Genomic DNA, 22,710 nt, shown 5'->3' with positions numbered 1-22,710 from the left:
GTTCAGGATCGCCCTGTCTACCGTATTATGACTCGACGCTCGAGGCCCCCCTCGCTTGAGGGATAGGCTCGGGAGAGGGACGGTTTCACCGGGGGCCCCCTGCCTGCGGCCCCGTCCTTCTCCCGATTCTTTGTCAGTCGACCCAATCCAGCCCGATGTCGCGATAGAGGCTCCGGTCCTCTTCCCAGCGCGGGTTGACCTTGACGTGCAGATAGAGGTGGACGGGCACGCCGAGCAGTTCCTTCAGCTCGGCGCGCGCCTTGGCGCCGATCTCCTTGATGCGGCTGCCGCCCTTGCCCAGCACGATCGCGCGCTGGGTGTCGCGCGCGACCAGGATCTGCTGGTGGATCTCGACCGATCCGTCGTCGCGCTCCTGATAGCGTTCGGTCTCGACCGCGCTGTCATAGGGCAGTTCGGCGTGGAGCTGGTGATAGAGCTGCTCGCGCGTCACCTCCGCCGCCAGCATCCGGTCGGTCATGTCGGCGACCTGATCGTCGGGGAAATGCCACGGCCCCTCCGGCATCCGCGCCGCCAGCGCCGCCTTCAGCTCGGGCACGCCGTCGCCGGTGGTCGCGCTGACGAAGAAGGTCTCCGCGAACGGCAGCGCCTCGTTGAGTTTCGCCGCATGGCCGAGCAGGCGCGGCTTGTCGGCGATGTCGACCTTGTTGAGGATCAGCAGCTTCGGCTCTGGCCGGGGCGCGAGCGATTCGAGGATCGTGGTGACCTTTGGCCCGATGCCGCCCTTGCCGTCGACCACCAGCGCGATCAGGTCCGCCCCTTCGGTGCCGCCCCAGGCCGCCGAGACCATCGCGCGATCGAGCCGGCGCCGCGGCTCGAAGATGCCGGGGGTGTCGACCAGCAGCAACTGGGTGGCGTCGTGGATCGCGATCCCCATCAGCCGCGCGCGCGTGGTCTGCGCCTTGGGGCTGACGATCGCCACCTTCTGCCCGACCAGCGCGTTGACGAGCGTCGACTTGCCGGCATTGGGCGCGCCGACCACGGCGATCAGGCCGCAATGTTGGGTCATGGGATAAGCCTTGTTGATGAGGAGGTGGGGGCTTCGACAGGCTCAGCACCAACGGAATGGCTTTGATGCGCCTCACCCGCCCCCGTTCGTCCTGAGCTTGTCGAAGGACCGTTCTTGCTCGCCGCCAGCACCGAAATCGCGGTCCAGTCCCCACGGATCAACGCCAGCTTCTTCGCCCGGCTCCACCCCTTGATCCGGCGCTCGGCCTCCAAGGCCTCCAGACGGTTGGGAAAATCCTGCGACCAGACCAGTTCGAGCGGCAAATATTGGCGCGTGTAGGCGGACTCGCCGGCATGATGTGCGGCGATGCGCTGGTCGAGGTTCTCGGTATGGCCGACGTAGAACACACCGCCGCGACAATGGAGCATATAGGCGCAAAAGCTCATCGTTCGCCGCCCAGGCTGAAGAGCGGTGCTTCGACAAGCTCAGCACGAACGGGAAAGAATGGAGCGTACCAAAACACGCCCATTCGTACTGAGCTTGTCGAAGCACCGCTCTTGCTCGCCGCAAGCATCGCGATCACGGATGGGGGCACCCTCACCCCGCCAGCGCCGCCAGCAGCGCCGCCGCCGCCGCCGTTTCCGCTTCCTGCTTCGACGTGCCCTCGCCCACCGCGTCGGCGAGCTTGCCGATCGTCACCTGCACCCGGAAGCGCGGCGCGTGCTGGGGACCGCTGCGGTCGACCACAGCATATTCGGGCGGGCGGCGATTGTGTGCGGCGGCCCATTCCTGGAGCGCCGATTTGGGGTGCTGTGGCACGCGCAACTGGTCGATCCGGCCAGCCCAGCAGCGGCGGACCAACGCCCGCGCCGCATCCAGCCCCTGATCGAGATAGAGCGCCCCGATCAACGCCTCCATCACGTCGCCCAGCACATTGTCGCTGGCGGCGGCGCCGTCGTCGCGCGCCTGCTTGCCCAGCCTGAGCCGCGACGGCACGCCCAGCTCGCGCGCGACGTCGGCGCACACCGCGCCGGTCACCAGCGCGTTGAGCCGTTTGGACAACTGCCCCTCCGGCTCATGCGCGAAGCGTTCGTACAGCCATTCGGCGATGGTCAGCCCCAGCACCCGATCGCCCAGGAATTCGAGCCGCTCGTAGTTTTCGGCGGCCTGGCTGCCGTGGGTCAGCGCGCGTTCGAACGCGGCGCGGTGCGCGGGGGCGACGCCCAGCGTCGCCGCCAGCCAGGCATCGAGATCGGCGCTCAGAACCCCATCCCGATCCGGTTCCACCGCGCGGCGGTGAACCATGTCCATGGCAGCAGCCACCGGGCGTTGCCGTCGGTCGACCAGAAGCCGACCAGCGCCTTGCCCTCGACATTTTCCAGCGGGACCATGCCGATCGCCTCACCCTCCACCGCCGGGAAGCGGCTGTCGGCGCTGGCGTCGCGATTGTCGCCCATCATGAACAGGTGGCCGGCGGGCACGGTATAGACCCCGGTATCGTCGGCCTGCGGGAAATAGCCGCGATCGAGCACGTTGTAGCTCTTGCCGTTCGGCAGCGTCTCGCGGAACTGCGGGTAGCGGCACACCGGCTTTCCGCCGACCTCATCCTGGAACTGGCCCTCGCAGCCGTAATTGGGGGTGATCGGCACGATGAAATCGGCGACGCGCTGCTTGGGTACCGGCTTGCCGTTCAGGATCAGCCGGCCGCGCAGCATCTGGATGGTGTCGCCGGGCTGCCCGATCACGCGCTTGATATAGTCGGCCTTGTTGCCCGGCGGCGCCTTGAACACCACCACGTCGCCGCGCGCCGGCGTGCTGCCGAAGACCCGGCCGGGGATCAGCGGCAGGCTGAGCGGCAGCGAATGGCGCGAGTAGCCGTAGTTCCATTTCGAGATGAACAGATAGTCGCCGATCAGCAGGCGCGGCAGCATCGATTCGCTGGGGATCGAAAAGGGCGACAGCACGAAACTGCGGAAAATGAACACGACAAGCGCGAGCTTGACGAGAAAGCCCAGCGTTTCGCGCCATTCGGAACGTTTCGGCTTGCCGGGGGTCGTGCTGGAGGATTTGGCCATGTCCGGTGGCATGTGTCGGCAAAAGTTGCGCGTCAAGCGTTAGACGGTAGAGCGCGCAGGGTTATAGCGAGGAGATTGGCATGGCGGACTGGACCCAAGTCGAGGCACTCGATCCCCCCGCGCTGCTCGATCTGTTCGCCGCCGATCCCGGCCGGGTCGCGCGCCTTTCGGTCGACCTGCCCGGCCTCCATTTCGATTTTTCCAAGACCCACCTCGACGCCGCCGCGCTGGCCGCGTTCCAGGCGCTGGCGAAATCGGCTGGGCTGGCGGCGCGACGCGACGCGCTGTTCGCCGGCGAGGAGGTCAACACCAGCGAGCACCGCGCCGCCGAACACACCGCCGAACGCGGCGAGGGCGCGCCCGACAGCGTCGCCCGCGCCAGCGCGCTCCACGCCCGGATGCGCGCGCTGATCGACGCGATCGAGGCGGAGGCGCTGGGCCCGATCCGCCACGTCCTGCACATCGGCATCGGCGGATCGGCGCTGGGGCCGGACCTGCTGGTCGACGCGCTGGGCCGCGAGGCGGAACGCTATGACGTGATGGTGGTGTCGAACGTCGACGGCGCCGCGCTGGAGGAGGCGTTCGCGCGGTTCGATCCGACCGCGACCCTGCTGGTGATCGCGTCCAAGACCTTCACCACCACCGAGACGATGCTCAACGCCGAAAGCGCGCTGCAATGGATGCGCGAAGGCGGCGCCGAGGATCCGCACGGCCGGGTGATCGCGCTGACCGCATCCCCCGACAAGGCGATCGAATGGGGCGTCGACGAAACGCGGGTGCTGCCTTTTTCGGAGAGTGTCGGCGGGCGCTATTCGCTGTGGTCGTCGATCGGCTTTCCCGCCGCGCTGGCGCTGGGCTGGGACGCGTTCGAGGAACTGCTGGAGGGCGCCGCGGAGATGGACCGCCATTTCCGGCTGACCGCGCTGCACGAGAACGCGCCCGCGCTCGCCGCCTTCGCCGACCTCTATTACACCCAGGTCAAGCGGTGCGAGACGCGCGCCACCTTTGCCTATGACGAGCGGCTGCGGCTGTTGCCGAGCTACCTGCAACAGCTCGAGATGGAATCGAACGGCAAGCGCGCGACGATCGACGGCCGGCCGCTCGACCGGCCGAGCGCGGCGATCACCTGGGGCGGGGTCGGCACCGACGCGCAGCACGCGGTGTTCCAGCTGCTGCACCAGGGCACCCACCTGGTCCCCGTCGAGTTCATCGCGGCGATCGAGCCGGGCGATCTGTTGGACGAGGACCATCATCGCCAGCTGCTGCTCAACGCCTTTGCCCAGGGCGCCGCGCTGATGAAGGGCCGGCCGAACGACGACGCCGCGCGCGCCTATCCCGGCAACCGGCCGTCGACGACGATCCTGCTCGACACGCTCGACGCGCGCACGCTGGGCGCGCTGATCGCCTTTTACGAGCACCGCGTGTTCGTCAACGCGACGTTGCTGGGCATCAACCCGTTCGACCAGTTCGGCGTCGAGCTGGGCAAGGAAATGGCCAAGGCGGCGGGCGCCGGCGGTAGCGATTTCGATGCCTCCACCCGCGATCTGATCGCGCGCGCGTTCGGCGAGTAGCCGCGCGTCCGCACCCGGCGCGGCATTGCATTTTCCGCGATTGACTCGGCCCGGCGCGCTCGCCACAGACGGCGCGTCGAGACCGGGCAACCGGTCGAGGCTCGCGCGGGAGAGTGCTGGGTCACCTCTCCGATCGTCGCCGGCGTGCCGGTGGTTCGATCGGAGCAACGGGGTGCCCCGCCGCCGAAGGAGCAACCGCCCCGGAATCTCTCAGGCACCAGGGACCGCGCGAGGCCCGACACTCTGGAAAGCGTCCGGTGAGAGCCGGGCCACCGAAGGTGTAAGCCCCGGCGACAGCACGGGGTCAAAGCTCTCAGGTTTCCGTGACAGAGGGGGCGGCGGACACAGGCGCGGCAAGGCGCGTGACCGTCGCGATTCCCTCTGTTGTGAAGGCCGGTGATGAGCGACCCCGATACGATCGACCAGCCCGAACCCGTCGAGATCGGCACGCTGCCGCTCGATGCCTGGCACCGCGCGAAGGGCGGTCGCATGGTCGAATTCGCCGGCTATCACATGCCGATCCAGTATGAAGGCATCATGGCCGAGCACCAGTGGGTGCGCGAGAACGCCGGGCTGTTCGACGTCAGCCACATGGGGCAGCTGCTGCTGTCCGGCGACGGGCTCGACGCCGCGCTGGAGGGGGTGATTCCCGCGGACGTGGCGGCGCTGAAGCCGCTGGCGCAGAAATATTCGCTGCTGCTCGCCGACAATGGCGGCATCCTCGACGATCTGATGATCAGCCGCTGGGACGACGGCATCTACATGGTCGTCAATGGCGCGGTGAAATATGACGACATCGGCCATTTGCGCGATCTGTTGCCCGACGCGATCACGCTCAACCACATGGACGATCAGGCGCTGCTGGCGCTGCAGGGGCCGAAGGCGGTCGACGTGCTCGACCGGCTGGTGCCCGGCGTCGGCGCGCTGGTATTCATGACCGGCGCCCGGTTCGACTGGAACGGCACCCCGCTGTGGATCAGCCGGTCGGGCTATACCGGCGAGGACGGTTTCGAGATTTCGGTGCCGGCCGACGCTGTCGAGGCGCTGGCCGACGCGCTGACCGCCGCGCCCGAGGTCAAGCCGATCGGGCTGGGCGCGCGCGATTCGCTGCGGCTGGAGGCGGGGCTGCCGCTGTACGGCCACGACCTGGATCCCGAGACGACGCCGGTGATGTCCGACCTCGGCTTCGCGTTGGCCAAGCGGCGGCGCGAGCAGGGCGGCTTTCCCGGCCATGAGCGCATCATGATCGAGCGCGAGCAAGGCGCGGCGGTCAAGCGCGTCGGCCTGCTGGTCGAGGGGCGCCAGCCGGTGCGCGAGGGCGCGCTGGTGATCGACGGCGACGGCAACGACGTCGGGCGGATCACCTCTGGCGGGTTCGCCCCCAGCGTCGGCGCGCCGATCGCGATGGGCTATGTCGCCGCCGCGCTTGCCGTGCCCGGCACCCGGCTGGCGCTGACCCAGCGCGGCAAGGTCCACCACGCCACCGTCACCGCGATGCCGTTCGTGCCGCATCGTTACGTTCGCCAAACCGCCGTCAAAACGGGAGCCTGAACCATGAGCCGTTACTTCACCGAGGACCATGAGTGGATCGACGTCGACGGCGATGTCGCCACCGTCGGCATCACCGATTACGCGCAGAGCCAGCTCGGCGACATCGTGTTCGTCGAAGTGCCGGACGAGGGCCGCACCGTCACGAAGGGCGACGACGCCGCCGTGGTCGAGAGCGTCAAGGCCGCGTCCGACGTCTATGCCCCGATCGCCGGCACGGTGGTGGAAGGCAACGCCGCGCTCGCCGACCAGCCCGACCTGGTCAATTCGGACCCCGAGGGCGAGGGCTGGTTCTTCAAGCTGACGATCGCCGACGCCGGCGAGCTGGACGCGCTGATGGACGAGACCAAATACGCGGCGTTCGTCAGCAGGCTCTGATCGGTTGAAGGGAATACGTCCCCTCCGTTCGTGCTGAGCTTGTCGAAGCACCGTCCTTTCTTCCGCGAAGAACAACGGCCCTTCGACAAGCTCAGGGCGAACGGGGAGAGGGCAGCCCTCCGACCCTGTTCGTTTTCCAAGGGAATGTGAATGCGCTATCTGCCCCTCACCCAGCACGATCGCGAGACGATGCTCGCGACCATCGGCGCATCGTCGATCGACGACCTGTTCGCCGACGTCCCCGCCGGGACGCAGCTCGACGGGCCGATCCCCGGCCTGCCGATCCATGCCAGCGAGCTGGCGGTCGAACGCCACATGGCCAAGCTGGCGCGCAAGAATCTGGCGGCGGGCGACGCGCCGTTCTTCCTTGGCTGTGGCGCCTATCGCCACCACGTCCCGGCCAGCGTCGATCACCTGATCCAGCGCGGCGAGTATCTCACCGCCTATACGCCCTATCAGCCGGAAATCGCGCAGGGCACGTTGCAGATGCTGTTCGAGTTCCAGACGCAGGTCGCGCGGCTGCTCGGCACCGACGTCGCCAACGCATCGATGTACGACGGATCGACCGCCTGCTGGGAAGCGATCGTGATGGCGCGGCGGGTGACGCGGCGGGCAAAGGCGGTGCTGTCGTCGGGGCTGCACCCGCATTACGTGTCGGTCGCGACGACGATGGCCAAGTTCACCGGCGACGTGCTGGAAACGGCGCTGCCGACGCTGGCGCCCGAGCCCGACACCGCGTCGCTGATCGACCGGATCGATGACGACACATCGTGCGTCGTCGTGCAATATCCCGACATCCTCGGCCGCATCGCCGACCTGTCCGAACTCGCCGCCGCATGCCACGCGAAAAAGGCGCTGCTGGTCGCGGTGGTGACCGAGCCGGTCGCGCTGGGCCTGCTCAAGTCGCCGGGCGAGATGGGCGCCGACATCGTCGTCGGCGAGGGCCAGTCGATCGGCGTCGGCCTCCAGTTCGGCGGGCCGTATGTCGGGCTGTTCGGCTGTTCGGAAAAGCTGGTGCGGCAGATGCCGGGCCGGCTGTGCGGCGAGACGCAGGATGCCGACGGCAAGCGCGGCTTCGTCCTGACGCTGTCGACGCGCGAGCAGCATATCCGCCGCGAAAAGGCGACGTCGAACATCTGCACCAATTCCGGGCTGTGCGCGCTGGCCTTTTCGATCCACATGACGTTGCTGGGGGAGGCCGGGCTGCGCCAGCTCGCGGCGGTCAACCACGCGGGCGCGTCCGCCGCCGCCGACCGGCTGGCGACGGTGCCGGGGGTCGAGCTGGTCACGCCCAGCTTCTTCAACGAATTCACGCTGCGGCTGAACAAGGAAGCGCGGCCGGTGGTCCGCCAGCTCGCGGACAGCGATATCCTGGCGGGGGTGTCGCTCGGCCGGCTCTATCCGGGCGCGGCCGATCTGGAGAACGGGCTGGTGGTCGCGGTGACCGAGACGACCACGACGGAGGACGTCGCCGTGCTGGCCGATGCGCTGACGGAGGTATTGGCATGACCCTGAACCCGAGCGGCTGGCGCCCCGAAGCGCCGCAGGGCGGCACCGCCGACGCCCCCACCTTCACCGGCAACCGCGCGCTGATGCTCGAGGAGCCGCTGATCTTCGAGATCGGCGCGACCGACACCACCGGCGTCGATTTCGCCCTCACCCCCGCCGCGAACGGCAGCCGCCTCGCCGGCCTCGAACGCGCCGCGCCGATCGGCCTGCCCGGCCTGTCGGAGCCGGAGGCGGTGCGCCACTACACCCGCCTCAGCCGGCAGAACTACGCGATCGACCTTGGCCTGTTCCCGCTGGGATCGTGCACGATGAAGCACAATCCGCGGCTGAACGAAAAGGTCGCGCGGATGCCGGGCTTCGCCGACGTCCACCCGCTCCAGCCGGTCGATACCGTGCAGGGCGCGCTGGAGGTGATCAACGAGCTGGCGGTATGGCTGATCGCGCTGACCGGGATGCACGGCGTGGCAATGACGCCCAAGGCCGGCGCCCACGGAGAGCTGTGTGGCATATTGTGCATCAAGGCCGCGCTGGAGGCGCGCGGCGAGGGTCATCGCAAGGTGATTCTGGTGCCCGAGAGCGCGCACGGCACCAACCCGGCCACCGCCGCCTTCGCCGGCTATGCGGTCGAGGATATCCCGGCGACCGCCGAGGGACGGGTCGACCTTGCCGCGCTCAAGGCCCGGCTGGGGCCGGACGTGGCGGCGGTGATGATCACCAACCCCAACACCTGCGGCCTGTTCGAGCGCGACATGAAGGCGATTTCCGACGCGGTCCATGCCGTCGGCGGCTACGTCTATTGCGACGGTGCCAATTTCAACGCGATCGTCGGGCGGGTGCGCCCCGGCGACCTGGGCATCGACGCGATGCACATCAACCTGCACAAGACCTTTTCCACCCCGCACGGCGGCGGCGGGCCGGGTTCCGGCCCGGTGGTGCTGTCCGAAGCCCTCAGCCCCTATGGCCCACTGCCGTTCACCGCGCGGATGGCCGACGGCCATGTCCGGCTGATCGAGGAGGAGAATGCCGGCGAGGAGCATCCGCACAGCTTTGGCCGGATGACCGCGTTCCATGGCCAGATGGGCATGTTCACCCGCGCGCTGACCTATATCCTTAGCCACGGCGCCGACGGGCTGCGCCAGGTCGCCGAGGACGCGGTGCTCAACGCCAACTACATCCTGCGCAGCCTGGAGGGCACGCTCGACGCGCCGTTCGCGGCGGCGGGGCCGTGTATGCACGAGGCGATCTTCAGCGACGCCGGGCTGGCCGAGGGCTTCTCGACGATCGACATCGCCAAGGCGCTGATCGACGAGGGCTATCACCCGATGACGATGTATTTCCCGCTGGTCGTCCACGGCGCGATGCTGATCGAGCCGACCGAGACCGAGAGCAAGGCGACGCTCGACCAGTTCATCGGCGCGCTCAAGTCGGTGGCGGAGCGGGCCAAGGCGGGCGATCCCGCGCTCAAGTCCGCCCCCCATTTCGCCCCGCGCCGCCGGCTCGACGAGACGCTGGCCGCGCGCAAGCCGGTGCTGGTGTGGAAGGAGCCGACGCTGGCCGAGGCGGCGGAATAGGACGACCTCGGGGCCGGGCGGCGCGCCCGCCCGGCCCGCAAACCGGAGCTTTTGCCCGGTGAAGCTTAATTCATATCGATCTTGTGGGAATTAACCCGCAAACCTTTCGCCGAAGAAGGGGAACGATATGTCAGAGCAAGCGAATTTCTTTAACGAGCGCGACGACCAGATGTGGGCGGACCTGCTGTCGCCCAATCGTCGCGCGCTGCTGGGCGGCGGGGCGGCGGCGATCGCGGCGCTGGGCCTGGGCGGGACCGCCCACGGCCAGAGCGCGACGCCCGCGCCCGGCACGCCGACGCCGCCCCGGCGCGTGCGCGAGCCGGGCAAGAGCCCGTGGGGCTATGACACCTATCGGGAGCCGACCCCGCGCCCGGTCTCGGTGCGCCCCGGCGAGCAGACGCTGCCGACGACGCCGCGCGCCTATACCGATATCGAAAGCTATCACGCCCACATCTATTTCGACGAGGACACCCACCAGAAGGCGGAACAGATCCGCAAATGGTCGGCGGAACGCTTTTCGGTCGAGCTGGGCAACTGGAACCTCGAACCGCGCGGCCCGCACGTCACGCCGTCATTCTACTTCGGGTTCACCAACGACCTGCTGCCGGTGATCGTGCCGTGGCTTCAGCTCAACAGCCTGGGGCTGACGATCCTGCTCCACCCCAACACCGACGATCCGCGCGCCGACCACCTCTATTACGCGCTGTGGGTCAACCGGTCGCAGCCGGTCAACGCCTATGCCATGCGCGGCCCGGCCGCCGGCGAGCCCCGCGTCGAGCAGATCTATCCCAACACCCGCCCGACGGTGAAGCTGGAGGTCTGACGGAGACGCCCGGACAGTCGGGTGGGAAGCGTGCCCTTTTCCGACCCTTTGGGGACGCCCCTCTCGCCCGGCCGTGAGCCGCGCTCCCCCTGGGGCGCGGCTCCATCCTTAATCTCCGTGACGCGCCGGGCCTGACCCTCTATCCCGGGCCATGGCCAATCGCCCCCGCAAGATCGTCCCGGGTCTGCCGACCCGCCAGCAGGTCCTCGATTTCATCGCGTCGTCCCCCACCCCGGCGGGCAAGCGGGAGATCGCGCGCGCGTTCGGCCTGCACGGCGCCGACAAGATCGCGCTCAAGGCGCTGCTCAAGGACATGGGCGACGAGGGGCTGATCGACAGCGCCCCCGGCCGCGCCTTTCACGCGATGGGCGGGCTGCCGAAGGTGACCGTGCTGCGGATCGTCGACGTCGACGACGGCGGCAACGTCTGGGCGCAGCCCGAGCGGTGGGAGGCGGAGGGCGTGCCCGAGCCGCGGCTGCGCGTGCGCGACCGCAAGCAGGGCGCGCTGGGCGTCGGCGACCGCATCCTCGCGCGGACCGAGGAGACGGGCGGCGGCTGGACCGCGCATCCGATGAAGAAGCTCCCGCGCGGCGAGGAGACGATGATCGGCGTGCTGCGCGAGGAGGGCGGCAAGCTGTTCCTGCAAGGGGTGGAGAAGAAGGAACGGCGCGACTTCCTGGTCTCCGATGCCGGCGACGCGCAGCCGGGCGAACTTGTGGTGGCGGAAAAGGCCGGCCGGCCGCCGCGAATGACCGCGCGGGTGATCGAGCGGCTGGGCGATCCGTTCGCGCCGCGCAGCTTCTCGCTGATCGCGATCCACCGCCACGGCATCCCCAACGTGTTTTCGGGCGAATTGCTCGACGAGGCGAAGGCAGTCGCGGGGCAAAGCCTCGGCCCCATCCAGACCGTTCGCCCCGAGCTTGTCGAAGGGCCGCCCTTTTCTTCGAGCGATGGAAGGAAGGGCGGTGCTTCGACGAGCTCAGCACGAACGGAGATTGGGGAGCGCGAGGATCTGCGCCACCTGCCGATCGTCGCGATCGACCCTGTCGACGCGCGCGACCACGATGACGCGGTGTGGGCACAGCCCAACGGGAACGGCGGCTGGGACGCGATCGTCGCGATCGCCGACGTCAGCTTCTACGTCCGGCCCGGATCGCTGCTCGACCGGGAGGCGCGGCGGCGCGGCAACAGCGTCTATTTCCCCGACCGGGTGGTGCCGATGCTGCCAGAGATCCTGTCGGCCGACGTGTGCTCACTCAAGCAGGACGTCGACCGTGCGGCGCTCGCGTGCCACTTCACCGTCGGCAAGAACGGCGCGATCAGCGATTTCCGCTTCACCCGCGCGGTGGTGCGGATCGCGGCGAACATCGCCTATGAGGACGCGCAGGCGGCGATCGACGGGATCAAGCCCCACCCGCTGACCGAGACCGCGCTCAAACCGCTGTGGGATTGCTGGCGCGCGCTGAACGTCGCGCGGGAGCGGCGCGATCCGCTCGACCTCGACCTGCCCGAACGGCGGATCGTGCTCGACGAAAAGGGGCGCATCCTGTCGGTGGCGCCGCGCGAACGGCTCGACGCGCACAAGCTGATCGAGGATTACATGATCGCCGCCAACGTCGCCGCCGCCAAGGCGCTGGAGGCGAAGAAGATGCCGGTGATGTACCGCATCCACGAACCGCCGGCGCGCGAGAAGCTGGTCGCGCTCAAGGAGTATCTCAAGACGTTCGGCGTCGATTTCGCGCTGGGCCAGGTGATCCGGCCCGGCACGTTCAACCAGCTGCTCGACCGGGTCGGCGACGCCGATTTCCGGCCGCAGGCGATGGAACAGGTGCTGCGGACGCAGACCCAGGCCTATTACGGGCCGCAGAACGCCGGGCATTTCGGGCTGGCGCTGGGCAGCTACGCGCATTTCACCTCGCCCATTCGCCGCTATGCCGACCTGATGGTGCACCGCGCGCTGGTGGAAGGGTACAAGCTGGGGCCGGGCGGGCTGACGCCGGAGGAGACCGCCAATTTCGAGCGGATCGGCGAAGCGATCAGCCAGCTCGAACGCCGCGCGATGGAGGCCGAGCGCGAGACTGTCGATCGCTACGTCGCCGCCTACCTCAGCGAGCATGTCGGCGAGGTGATGGAGGCGCGGATCACCGGGGTGCAGAGCTTCGGCTTCTTCGCGACGATCGACGGGGTCGGCGGCGACGGGCTGGTGCCGGCCCGCGATCTGGGCGCCGAATATTTCCGCTGGGACGAGACCGGGCAGCGGCTGGTCGGCGAGCATAGCGGCACCGAATTCGCGCTGGGCCAGCGGCTAAGGTTGCGGCTGGCGGAGGCCAATCCGGTATCGGGCGCGTTGCGCTTCGAGCTGCCCGACGGCAAGGGCTCGGCGGGCGGCGGCGATGGCCGCCGGGGCGGACCGCCACGCGTGCTCAAACGGCGCGGGCGGCCGGCCAACATCCGGCACCAGGGCAAACGGCGCTGACGCAGGGACGAAAAACGGGAAGGAACGCGCATGGCAACGACAGTAGCGGCAGTTGTGGCAAAGGCTCGGCGCGACGTGATGTCGCATTTCTTTTCGCGTAACGCGGTCACGCCCGCCAGCGCGGTGCCCTACACCCCGGAACGCCGCCTGTCGGCGCGCCTGTTCGCGCAATTGCAGGATGCCGGCGTGCTGCTGCCGGGGGCGAAGGGCCGGGGTTACTACGTCGATGTCGCGGCGTGGGACAGCTACAGCCGCAAGCGCCGCCGCCGCGCGGGAATCGCCGCCGCCGGCGCGGTCGCCGCGATCGGCGCGCTGGTGGCGCTCCTTGCCTGACGCGCGATGAGGCCACCGCGGATCGCCATCGCGAGGGGCAGGGCCCCGCGCAAACCAGCGCCGCGCGCGCCGCTCTGAATGGCTTCCCCCGGCTGACGCCGGGGTCGCAATGAGGTGCGGGAACGGCCGGTGGCACCGCGTCCATGGAGGCGAACCGGCCGCTCCGGGGCCCCGTCACGCCACGCTGAACGTCAGCCCCGCGTTCGCCTTCAGCCGGTCGAGCAGGGGGGCGGCCATCAATCCGCCCGGCGTCCAGATGCCGCCCTTCCCCTCTGCCGGAACGTCGCGCAGCAGGCAGATCGCGCTTTCGGCGATCATCTTGCTGGTCGATCCATAGCCGGGGTCGCGGTCGCCGGTCACCGTCGCCTCGATCCGCTGGCCATCGGGCATCTCGCCGACGAACAGCAGGTCGTAGTGGCCGGTGTCGCGCTCCTCCTTCGACGGCCCCTCGCCGGGCTTGGGCCCGTCGTCGCCGGCCATCGGGTTGAACTTGGCCATCGCCTCCGCCGCCGCCTTGCCGATGTCGCCCAGCCCCGGCGCGATCATCATCTCGTCATAGCGGAAATCCTCGCCATAGGCGTGGTTCAGCAGCGCGTTGGTGCGGTGGACGTTCTTTGTGTTGATCGCCGCCATCACGAACGGCGCCACCCACGCGCCGACCGCCTCGTCATATTCCGGCATCAACCCCTTGGGCTGCGCCGGCCCTTCGAAACCGGGCGTCAGCGCGAACGGATCGATCAGCAGCTTGAGGATCGAGGGATCGCGCGCAGCCGCCATCATCGTCGCCTTGCCGCTGGCAAAGGTGCCGCCGGAGAAGGTGCCCTTCATCGACCGCACCCGCCCCTTCACGCGCGGCGCCGGGGCGCCGAACCGGGCCTTTGCCGCTTCCTGCAGCGTCCACACCCCGAGATCGAACGGGATCGAATCGAAGCCGCAGGAGAACACGATCCGCGCGCCGCTGGCCCTGGCCGCCACGTCGTGCGCGTCGATCATGTGGCGCATCCAGGCCGGCTCGCCGCACAGATCGACATAGCCGGTGCCGGTGGCCGCACACGCCGCGACCAGATCGTTGCCGTACAACTGGTACGGCCCGACGGTGGAGATCACCACCTGCGCCCGTTGCGCCATCGCCCGCAGCGCGGCGGGATCGTCGGCGTTGGCGGTGACCAGCGGCGTATCGGCCGGCGCGCCGATCGCGCCGCGCACCTCCTCCAGCTTGGTCAGCGACCGCCCGGCCATCGCCCAGCGCAGGCCATCGGGATAATGTTCGGCCAGATATTCGGCGACCAGCCGCCCGGTGAAGCCGGTGGCGCCATAGACGATGATATCGAAATCGCGCATGTCCCTCTCCTCTTTCGCGCAGCGTCGCGCATCGCCCGCTGGCGCGCAAGCCGGTCACGCCCTACCTAGCCCGGCAGGCAGGAGGGCAGCAGATGGCCGAATTCGACTACGACCTTTTCGTCATCGGCGCTGGTTCGGGCGGCGTGCGCGCGGCGCGGGTGTCGGCGGCGCACGGCGCCAGGGTGGCGATCGCCGAGGAATTTCGCGTCGGCGGTACCTGTGTGATCCGCGGATGCGTGCCCAAGAAGCTGCTCGTCTATGGCGCGCATTTCGCCGAGGATCTGAAGGACGCGCGCCGCTTTGGCTGGAACGTGCCCGACTGCGATTTCGACTGGGCGACATTGCGCGACAATGTGCTGAGCGAGGTCGACCGGCTCAATGGCGCCTATACGACCACGCTGGAAAGCCACAAGGTCGAGATCATCCACCAACGCGCGACGGTGGCCGGCGCCAACGCCGTCCGGCTGGCCGACGGGCGCACCGTCACCGCGCGCATCATCCTGGTCGCCACCGGCGCGCGCCCCGCCGTGCCGGGCTGTCCGGGCCATGAACTGGGCATCACCTCGAACGAGGTGTTCCACCTCGACGCGCTGCCAAAGCGGGTACTGATCGCCGGGGCGGGCTATATCGCCAATGAATTCGCCGGCATCTTCAACGAATTCGGCAGCAAGGTGACGCTGATCAACCGCACCGACGTGATCCTGCGCGGCTATGACGCGGCGATCCGCGACCGGCTGCTCCAGATCTCGACGGCAAAGGGCATCGAATTCCGTTTCCACGCCGAATTCCGGGGCATCACCAAGGGCGACGACGGCAGCCTGACCGTCGAGATGACCAACCACGATCCGATCACCGTCGATCGCGTGCTGTTCGCCACCGGCCGCGTCCCCAACACCGAGGGGCTCGGGCTGGAGGGCGCGGGGGTCGAACTGGACGACAAGGGCGCGGTCAAGGTCGATGCCGACAGCCGGTCGAGCTGCCCCAGCATCTATGCGGTCGGCGACGTCACCAACCGCATCCAACTCACGCCCGTGGCGATCCGCGAGGGGCAGGCCTTCGCCGACACGATGTTCGGCGACAAGCCGTGGCGGGTCGATTACGACAATGTGCCGAGCGCCGTGTTCAGCCACCCGCCGATGGCCGGCGTCGGCCTGACCGAAAGCCAGGCGCGCCAGCAGCTCGGCTCGGTCAAGGTCTACCAGTCCGATTTCCGGGCGATGAAGAACGTGCTCGCCAACCGCAACGAGCGCGCGCTGTACAAGATGGTGTGCGACGGCGTCACAGACCGCGTCGTCGGCCTGCACATGATCGGTCCCGACGCACCGGAGATATTGCAGGCCGCCGCGATCGCGGTGAAGGCCGGGCTGACCAAGGCCGATTTCGACCAGACCGTCGCGCTCCACCCGTCGATGGCGGAGGAACTGGTGCTGATGCGCTAGGAGGCGATGAGTGCTTTCCTGAATCGTCATTGCGAGCGGCGACGCCGCGCGGCAATCCAGTGCCCTCGCACGCCGCGCCGGATCGCGTCGCCCGGCTTGCGCGGGGCTCGCAATGACGGTGTGGGATCAGGCTGGCCGGCGACGCGCCCTCGGGCGCATCGCCCACCCTATCAGAACGGCAGCCAGCGCGATTTCTCGGAGAACTTCATGTAGCCGACGTTGGCGCCCAGCCGCCAGCCGACGCCCAGCCGGATCGGGATCAGCACGATATCGCCGCGCCGCAGATAGGTCGCCGCGAACCCGCCGACGAAATAGACCCGTCCCTCCGCGGCGGGGAAACGCTTGTACAGATCCTGGCTGTCGTAGAGGTTGTAGACCAGCACGAACACCTTCGCCGCATCACCGCCGACGTCGAAGCCGACCGACGGGCCGGTCCAGAACACCTTGCGATCGCCCTCGACCTTGTGGCTCATCGTGCCCGATCCGTAGCGCAGGCCGACCACCAGCGCCCCGCCCGCCTCGCGCCCGGCGATATAGGCGTTGGGCCGGCCCTGGCTCTTGAGCAGGTTCTCGACCATCGACGCCAGGCCCTGCGCGCCCTTGCCGAACACGCCCTCGGCCGCGGCGATGACGTCCTCGTCCTCATAGGTCGCCACGTCCTGCCCGCGCGTCGGGCGGACCGGCGGCGGCAGATCGCCCGACACGGGCACGGCGGCGGACTGGACGGTGCCGTCGGGGCCTGGATCGACCGGCAGATTTTCCTGCGACTGCACCGGGGCCTGCTGGCCCGCGCCAGGGCTGGCGCGCAGGTCGGAATCGATCGCGCTGTTGGGATCGACGGTGCGGACCTGCGAAGAGGCCGGCGCCGCGAGCATCGCGGCAGTGAGGAAGAACAGGCCCAAGGCCTTGGAAACGCGCATCATCGAAGCCCCCGGGCCATCATAGCGGGCAAGCGTGGCAGCGGCAGGCTTGCCTGGCAATGAACAGGCGACGAATCGAATCGATTTCGCGCCCGGCCGGCACGCGCAAGGTCGGGTTGCCTGCGCCGAACGTCGTCGCTATAGGCCGGCGCTCTGCCGCATCCGGAGACGTGGGTGAGTGGCTGAAACCAGCGGTTTGCTAAACCGCCGTAGGGGGATTACTCCTACCGAGGGTTCGAATCCCTCCGTCTCCGCCAATTCTGCTTAAAATCTCATTATATTCCATGATGTTAGCCGACATCTATGCTAGCCGGCCCCCGGCTCTACCCACATTTCGGTAGCGGTCGATTTTGTGCCGAAAAGAACGGTTACGACCACGACTTGTCGGGCCGATCGGATAAGACGCCTCGATGGCAAAGCCCCTCGACCTAGATGAACAGATCACGAGCGCGGCGAAGCTGGCCGTGCGGGCACGTGTCCATTGCGGCTTGTGGTGGTCGACGGCCAGCGCAGCCGGGCGGGCGCTTTTTCACGAAGCGCTAGATGAGCATTGGAACGCTTGGCGGTTTATCGAGCACGCGCAATTCGTCGCCTTCATGGTGACGATCCACAATCTCTTCGGCGATCGACACGGGACAATTCGGTTCAAGAAGCTCTCCGCCGAGCTGGGCGACGTCGCGGCCGATCAGATCGCCGAGGCGGAACCTATGGCTTCGAAAGTGCGGCAGTTCCGCGATCAGCTATTTGCGCACCGCAGCAACAAGCTCACCTATGCGCAAGTTTTCGAGCGCGCTGACATTACGGGCAATGAGATGATCCAGCTCGCCGACGCGGCCGTGAAGATCGCGACGGCCATGCTCGATGCGCGGGGCTTGCCCAAGCAGCCGGCCGACGATTCACCGATAGAGGATTTCGCCGAGGTGTTGGCGACCTTGCAGCGGCATTACGAAGCGACTGAAGCGCGGGCCGGCTGAACCGTGTGCGGAGCGGGAGCCGACGCCGGCCCGCCCGCGAGACGGCATCATGCGCTGGGTTGGCGGCGAGCGTTCAGGATTTCGACAATCTGCGTGGCGCTCAACTCACGCCTGACAATGTATCGTGTGGAGACTGGTTCGCGCCGGTCTGGCAGCACCGCCAACGCCCATCCAGGGTCGAAGTCCGTCCCCGGCATTTTGAACGATCAGGACGGTTCAGGAGCCGGAGTCCTGCGAATTGCGCTGGGGAACATCGGCACAGCGTCGGCGCGCTTCCCCGCATATCACCCCTCGCCACCGGTATTCGCGGCACCAGATTGCCGCACCAACGCAAAAGGCCGGAGCATCGCTGCCCCGGCCTCTCTGTCCGTTGTGGCGGACGGATGTCACGACGCGGCGCGGCGTTCGCGCACTCGCCGCGCCGCCCTCAGCCGTCGTAGTCGCCGCCGACATTCTGGTTGCGCGGCGGCGCGGCGGCGGTGAGGCGCAGCGCCTCCGCCGAGGCGGCCAGGCTGCCGATCTCGTCCGGGGCTTCCTCGTCGTCGATCTGGACCTTCTGCATCCCCGAGACGACCGATTCCTTCAGCTGGATCGGGGTCACGGTCTGCTCCGCGATCTCGCGCAGCGCGACGACCGGGTTCTTGTCGCGATCGCGATCGAGCGTCAGTTCGGCGCCGCCCGAAATCTGCCGCGCGCGCTGCGCGGCGAGCAGGACGAGGTCGAAACGGTTCGGGATCTTGTCGACGCAATCCTCGACGGTGACGCGCGCCATCGGCACTTCCTTGAAAAAACGGGGTCCGGGAAAGGCGGAGCACCTAGGGATCGCGGGCGCGAGAGTCAAGGAAATCGCCCCGATACATGCCGCTTGCCCCCCCGCGCGGGAGGCGGCACAGATGCCGGGTGGAACAGCCGCCGCCGCAGCCCAGCTTCTCCGTCGACGGCAATCGACTGACGATGCTCGACACCGGCCCGCGCCGGATCGCGGCGCTGATCGCGCTGATCGACGAGGCGCGCGCGAGCGTCCGGCTGCTGTTCTATATCTATGTCGACGACGATGCCGGCGCGGCGGTGCGCGACGCGCTGATCCGCGCCGCCGCGCGCGGCGTGCGGGTCGCGCTGACCGTCGACGGCCTGGGCAGCGAACATGCCGCGCAGCGCCGCTTCTTTGAGCCGCTGGCGGCGGCGGGGGTCGACGTGTGCCGTTTCGTGCCGCGCCTGGGCCGACGCTATCTGCTGCGCAACCACCAGAAGCTGGCGATCGCGGACGACGCGATCGCGATCGTCGGCGGGTTCAACGTCGAGGACAGCTATTTCGGCACCGAGGCGGACCAGGCATGGCGCGACCTGGGGCTGGTGGTCGAAGGCCCCGCCGTGCCGCGCCTTTCGGGATATTACGACGCGCTGTCGGCCTGGGCGCACCGCCCGCGCGCGTCGCTACGCAGCCTGCGCAAGCTGCTGGCCGACTGGAGCGAGCCAGAGGGTGACGCGCGCTGGCTGTTGGGCGGACCGACGCGCAAGCTGTCGCCATGGGCGCGTACCGTCCGCGCCGACCTGAAGCGCGCGCGCCGCGCCGACATCATCGCCGCCTATTTCGCGCCCAGTCCCGGCATGCTCCGTCGGCTGGACAAGATCGGGCGCCGCCGGCAGCTGCGGATCGTTCTGCCCGCCAAGAACGATCACGCCGCCGCGATCTGGGCCGCGCGGTTCACCTATGCCGGACTGCTGCGCAAGGGCGTGCGGATCTATGAATATCAGCCGACCAAGCTGCACACCAAATTGTTCGTGATCGACGACGTCGTCCACATCGGATCGGCCAATTTCGACATGCGCAGCCTGTACCTCAACCTGGAACTGATGTTGCGCGTCCACGACGCCGCCTTTGCCGCGCACGTCCGCGCCTATGTCGACGGCGAGGTCGCCGATTCGGAGCTAATCACCCCGGAGCTGCACCGCGCGCGATCCAATCCGTGGATCCGGCTCAAACAGCTGGTCGCGTGGTTCGTGATGGCTGTGCTCGACCCCGGCGTCACCCGGCGCCTCAACTTCGGACACGAGCGGCGCTAAGCCATTGACTCGACACAGCGCGGTTTGGAACATATATCGAACGCATGGCGCAACTGGATGTTCGTGAAAAGCTGGCGATCCTGGCCGATGCCGCCAAATATGATGCGTCCTGCGCGTCGTCGGGGACGGTCAAGCGCAGCAGCCGGGACGGCAAGGGGCTGGGATCCACCGACGGCGGCATGGGCATCTGCCACGCCTATGCGCCCGACGGCCGCTGCATCAGCCTGCTCAAGATCCTGCTGACCAACAGCTGTATTTTTGACTGCCATTATTGCATCAACCGCAAGAGTTCGAACGTGCGCCGCGCGCGGTTCACCGCGGCGGAGGTGGTGGACCTCACCCTCGCCTTTTACCGGCGCAATTATATCGAGGGGCTGTTCCTGTCGTCCGGCATCATCCGATCGCCCGACTATACGATGGAGCAGATCGTCGAGGTCGCCCGCGCGCTTCGCGAGGACCATGGGTTTCGCGGCTATATCCACCTGAAGACGATCCCCGATGCCGATCCGGGGCTGATCCACCAGGCCGGGCGCCATGCCGACCGGCTATCGATCAACGTCGAACTGCCGACCGTCGCCGGGCTCGCGCGCCTCGCGCCCGAAAAATCGGCACCGGGGATCGAGGGGGCGATGCATGGCCTGCGCGACGCGATCGACGACGGAAAGGATGCGCGGCGACGCTATCGATCGGCCCCCCGCTTTGCCCCCGCCGGCCAGTCTACGCAGATGATCGTCGGTGCCGACGCCGCCACCGATCGCGAGATCGTCGGCAAGGCCGCGACCCTTTATGACCGGTTCGCCCTGCGCCGGGTCTATTATTCGGCGTTCAGCCCGATCCCGGATGCCAGCGCGGTGCTGCCGCTGCGGCGGCCGCCGCTGATGCGCGAGCACCGGCTGTACCAGTCGGACTGGCTGATGCGCTTCTATGGCTATCAACCGGGCGAGGTCGCCGCCGCCGCCGATGCCGAGACGGGCATGTTGCCGCTGGACATCGATCCCAAGCTGGCATGGGCGCTGCGCTTTCGCGATCGGTTTCCAGTCGACGTCAACCGCGCGCCGCGAGAGGCGTTGCTGCGGGTCCCGGGACTGGGCACGCGCGCGGTCGCGGCGATCCTGACGGCGCGGCGCTGGCGTCGGCTGCATCTGGCGGACGTCGGCCGACTGACCGCGTCGTTGACGAAGGTGCGTCCGTTCATCGTCGCGGAAGACTGGCGCCCCACCGCATTGGCCGACCGCGCCGAATTGAAGCCGCTGGTCGCGCCGCGTGCCGAGCAGATGGAATTGTTCGGCTGAAGCGATGGCGATCGCGACGTTGCAATCCGAGGACGATTTCGCCGGCTGGCGCGATGCGGCCCGCCGGCTGGTGGCCGCGCGCGTGCCGCCGCACGATGTGGTCTGGCAGGTGGGCGATGGCGCGACCGACCTGTTCGGCGGCGAGGCCATCGTCGGCGGCGAGGCGATCGTCGGCGGAGAGGCGCCGCCGCTGCGCGTACCGCGTCCGTTCATCGACCTGGCCGGCGCCGCACTGCTTCATACCGAACCCGCCCGGTTCGGGATGCTCTATACGATGCTGACCCGCCTGATCGAGCAGCCGCGCCTGATCGGCGACCGCGCCGATCCGCAGTTGCGCCGGCTAGAGGCGATGGCGCGGCAGGTGCGCCGCGACATCCACAAGATGCGCGCCTTTCTGCGGTTCCGCGAAACGGTCGACGATGATGGCGTGCCCCGCTTCGTCGCGTGGTTCACGCCCGAGCACCACATCGTCCGCGCCAACGCCGCCTTCTTCGTCGATCGCTTTGCCGCGATGCGTTGGTCGATCCTGACGCCAGCGCTGTCGCTCCACTGGGACGGCGCGATTGTGCGCGAAGGCCCCGGCGCGGTGCGCGGCGACGCACCCGGCGGCGATCCCGCCGAAGAGGTGTGGAAGACCTATTATGCCTCGATCTTCAATCCCGCGCGTTTGAAGGTCGGCGCGATGTTGAAGGAGATGCCGCGCAAATACTGGCACGCGATGCCCGAAACCGCGCTGGTCGGAGAGTTGATCGCCGGCGCCCGGGCAAGGGAGACGGGCATGATCGCAAAGGCGAGAACCGCACCGGGCGGCAATGTCGACGCGGCGTGGGCGGCGCTGCGCGGCGAGGCGGCGCATTGCACCCGCTGCGACCTGTATCGCGACGCGACGCAGACTGTGTTCGGAGAGGGCCCGCTCGACGCGCAGATGGTGTTCGTCGGCGAGCAGCCGGGCGACCAGGAGGATCTGGCCGGCCGGCCGTTCGTCGGCCCCGCCGGGCAGATGTTCGACCGCGCGATGGCAGCGGCGAAGATCGATCGCGCGGGCGTGTACGTCACCAACGCGGTCAAGCATTTCAAGTTCGAGCAACGCGGCAAGCGCCGCATCCATGCGAAGCCGAACGCGGGCGAGATCGACGCGTGCCGATGGTGGATCGAGCAGGAACGCGCGCTGATCCGTCCGCGCATCACCGTCGCCCTCGGCGCCACCGCCGCACGATCGCTGCTGGGCAAGGCGGTGACGATTAGCGCGGTACGCGGTAGGCCGATCGCGCTGGCGGACGAGAGCGAGGCGTGGGTGACGGTGCATCCGAGCTACCTGCTGCGCATCCCCGACCGCGACGAGGCGCAGGCCGAGTTCGATCGCTTTGTCGAGGATCTGAAGGCCGCCGCCGCGCGGGTGGCGTAGGCCTGTCGCTCTCCCGCGAGACGC

Annotated in this window: 20 protein-coding genes, 1 tRNA gene and 1 riboswitch; of the genes, 14 read left to right on the top strand and 7 right to left on the bottom strand. The window is 68.4% G+C overall.

Translation table 11 applies throughout. From position 1 onward, the window contains the following. Window positions 1–133: 133 nt before the first annotated feature. The 4 genes from era to lepB all read right to left on the bottom strand — a co-directional run bounded on the left by era (window position 134) and on the right by lepB (window position 3,042). Window positions 134–1,027, bottom strand: coding sequence for a GTPase Era (gene era / locus VNR91_RS10375; protein WP_325490689.1), 894 nt, complete (start codon window positions 1,025–1,027; stop codon window positions 134–136). Next, window positions 1,024–1,413 carry a GIY-YIG nuclease family protein gene (locus VNR91_RS10370; protein ID WP_325490688.1) on the bottom strand — a complete coding sequence of 130 codons (390 nt, stop codon included), beginning with the start codon at window positions 1,411–1,413 and terminating at the stop codon, window positions 1,024–1,026. The genes era and VNR91_RS10370 overlap by 4 nt, the downstream gene beginning before the upstream one ends. A 151-nt stretch (window positions 1,414–1,564) precedes the next feature. Next, a complete protein-coding gene (gene rnc, locus VNR91_RS10365) occupies window positions 1,565–2,230 on the bottom strand; it encodes a ribonuclease III (protein WP_414712406.1) in 666 nt (221 codons plus the stop codon). Further along, window positions 2,227–3,042: a signal peptidase I gene (gene lepB, locus VNR91_RS10360; protein ID WP_325490686.1), complete on the bottom strand. Its 816-nt coding sequence runs from the start codon at window positions 3,040–3,042 to the stop codon at window positions 2,227–2,229. Before lepB ends, rnc begins: the two co-directional genes overlap by 4 nt. Window positions 3,043–3,122: 80 nt before the next feature. On the opposite strand from lepB, the gene pgi reads away from it, so the two are divergent. The 8 genes from pgi (at window position 3,123) to VNR91_RS10320 (ending at window position 13,251) form a co-directional block, all read left to right on the top strand. Next, entirely contained in the window at window positions 3,123–4,613 is a 1,491-nt protein-coding gene (gene pgi, locus VNR91_RS10355) for a glucose-6-phosphate isomerase (protein WP_325490685.1), read from the top strand. A gap of 96 nt (window positions 4,614–4,709) precedes the next feature. Further along, window positions 4,710–4,850, top strand: a riboswitch (glycine riboswitch). 162 nt (window positions 4,851–5,012) lie between these two features. Beyond that, window positions 5,013–6,164: a glycine cleavage system aminomethyltransferase GcvT gene (gene gcvT / locus VNR91_RS10350; RefSeq protein ID WP_325490684.1), complete on the top strand. Its 1,152-nt coding sequence runs from the start codon at window positions 5,013–5,015 to the stop codon at window positions 6,162–6,164. A gap of 3 nt (window positions 6,165–6,167) precedes the next feature. Beyond that, complete coding sequence (gene gcvH, locus VNR91_RS10345) at window positions 6,168–6,539, top strand: glycine cleavage system protein GcvH (RefSeq protein ID WP_325490683.1); 372 nt, start codon at window positions 6,168–6,170, stop codon at window positions 6,537–6,539. A 150-nt stretch (window positions 6,540–6,689) separates the two neighbouring features. Continuing rightward, on the top strand, window positions 6,690–8,048 hold the full coding sequence (gcvPA, locus tag VNR91_RS10340; RefSeq protein WP_325490682.1) for an aminomethyl-transferring glycine dehydrogenase subunit GcvPA: 1,359 nt from the start codon (window positions 6,690–6,692) through the stop codon (window positions 8,046–8,048). Next, the gene (gene gcvPB / locus VNR91_RS10335) at window positions 8,045–9,619 is read left to right on the top strand and encodes an aminomethyl-transferring glycine dehydrogenase subunit GcvPB (RefSeq protein ID WP_325490681.1); all 1,575 of its coding nucleotides are present in this window, start codon (window positions 8,045–8,047) and stop codon (window positions 9,617–9,619) included. The genes gcvPA and gcvPB overlap by 4 nt, the downstream gene beginning before the upstream one ends. A 127-nt stretch (window positions 9,620–9,746) precedes the next feature. Then, window positions 9,747–10,442 carry a DOPA 4,5-dioxygenase family protein gene (locus tag VNR91_RS10330; protein ID WP_325490680.1) on the top strand — a complete coding sequence of 232 codons (696 nt, stop codon included), beginning with the start codon at window positions 9,747–9,749 and terminating at the stop codon, window positions 10,440–10,442. 151 nt (window positions 10,443–10,593) lie between these two features. Then, window positions 10,594–12,918: a VacB/RNase II family 3'-5' exoribonuclease gene (locus tag VNR91_RS10325; RefSeq protein WP_325490679.1), complete on the top strand. Its 2,325-nt coding sequence runs from the start codon at window positions 10,594–10,596 to the stop codon at window positions 12,916–12,918. A 30-nt stretch (window positions 12,919–12,948) separates the two neighbouring features. Beyond that, window positions 12,949–13,251, top strand: a complete 303-nt coding sequence (locus VNR91_RS10320; protein WP_325490678.1) for a hypothetical protein — start codon at window positions 12,949–12,951, stop codon at window positions 13,249–13,251. Between the two features lie 174 nt (window positions 13,252–13,425). Here VNR91_RS10320 and VNR91_RS10315 read toward each other — a convergent pair whose 3' ends face one another. After that, window positions 13,426–14,592, bottom strand: coding sequence for a saccharopine dehydrogenase family protein (locus VNR91_RS10315; RefSeq protein ID WP_325490677.1), 1,167 nt, complete (start codon window positions 14,590–14,592; stop codon window positions 13,426–13,428). Between the two features lie 92 nt (window positions 14,593–14,684). Between VNR91_RS10315 and gor the strand changes: the two genes are divergently transcribed. After that, window positions 14,685–16,031 carry a glutathione-disulfide reductase gene (gor, locus tag VNR91_RS10310; RefSeq protein ID WP_325490676.1) on the top strand — a complete coding sequence of 449 codons (1,347 nt, stop codon included), beginning with the start codon at window positions 14,685–14,687 and terminating at the stop codon, window positions 16,029–16,031. A 170-nt stretch (window positions 16,032–16,201) separates the two neighbouring features. Here gor and VNR91_RS10305 read toward each other — a convergent pair whose 3' ends face one another. After that, complete coding sequence (locus VNR91_RS10305; protein ID WP_325490675.1) at window positions 16,202–16,951, bottom strand: DUF1134 domain-containing protein; 750 nt, start codon at window positions 16,949–16,951, stop codon at window positions 16,202–16,204. Window positions 16,952–17,115: 164 nt separating this feature from the next. On the opposite strand from VNR91_RS10305, the gene VNR91_RS10300 reads away from it, so the two are divergent. Together VNR91_RS10300 and VNR91_RS10295 are read left to right on the top strand one after the other, a co-directional pair. Beyond that, window positions 17,116–17,208, top strand: a tRNA-Ser gene (locus VNR91_RS10300). Between the two features lie 153 nt (window positions 17,209–17,361). Continuing rightward, a complete protein-coding gene (locus tag VNR91_RS10295; protein ID WP_325490674.1) occupies window positions 17,362–17,925 on the top strand; it encodes a hypothetical protein in 564 nt (187 codons plus the stop codon). A 427-nt stretch (window positions 17,926–18,352) separates the two neighbouring features. Here VNR91_RS10295 and rpoZ read toward each other — a convergent pair whose 3' ends face one another. Further along, window positions 18,353–18,697 (bottom strand): DNA-directed RNA polymerase subunit omega, encoded by a 345-nt coding sequence (gene rpoZ / locus VNR91_RS10290; RefSeq protein ID WP_325490673.1) that lies wholly within the window; start codon window positions 18,695–18,697, stop codon window positions 18,353–18,355. Window positions 18,698–18,825: 128 nt separating this feature from the next. On the opposite strand from rpoZ, the gene VNR91_RS10285 reads away from it, so the two are divergent. From VNR91_RS10285 to VNR91_RS10275, 3 genes are read left to right on the top strand one after another with little or no spacing between them, the layout of a single operon-like run. Beyond that, window positions 18,826–19,989: a phospholipase D-like domain-containing protein gene (locus VNR91_RS10285; RefSeq protein ID WP_325490672.1), complete on the top strand. Its 1,164-nt coding sequence runs from the start codon at window positions 18,826–18,828 to the stop codon at window positions 19,987–19,989. 44 nt (window positions 19,990–20,033) lie between these two features. Continuing rightward, window positions 20,034–21,281, top strand: coding sequence for a putative DNA modification/repair radical SAM protein (locus tag VNR91_RS10280; protein ID WP_325490671.1), 1,248 nt, complete (start codon window positions 20,034–20,036; stop codon window positions 21,279–21,281). A gap of 4 nt (window positions 21,282–21,285) precedes the next feature. Further along, on the top strand, window positions 21,286–22,686 hold the full coding sequence (locus VNR91_RS10275) for a UdgX family uracil-DNA binding protein (protein WP_325490670.1): 1,401 nt from the start codon (window positions 21,286–21,288) through the stop codon (window positions 22,684–22,686). Window positions 22,687–22,710: the final 24 nt, after the last annotated feature.

This window comes from Sphingomonas sp. (genome assembly GCF_035555815.1).
Taxonomy (GTDB): Bacteria; Pseudomonadota; Alphaproteobacteria; order Sphingomonadales; family Sphingomonadaceae; genus Sphingomonas.
This window is presented reverse-complemented; position numbering and strand designations above follow the sequence as displayed.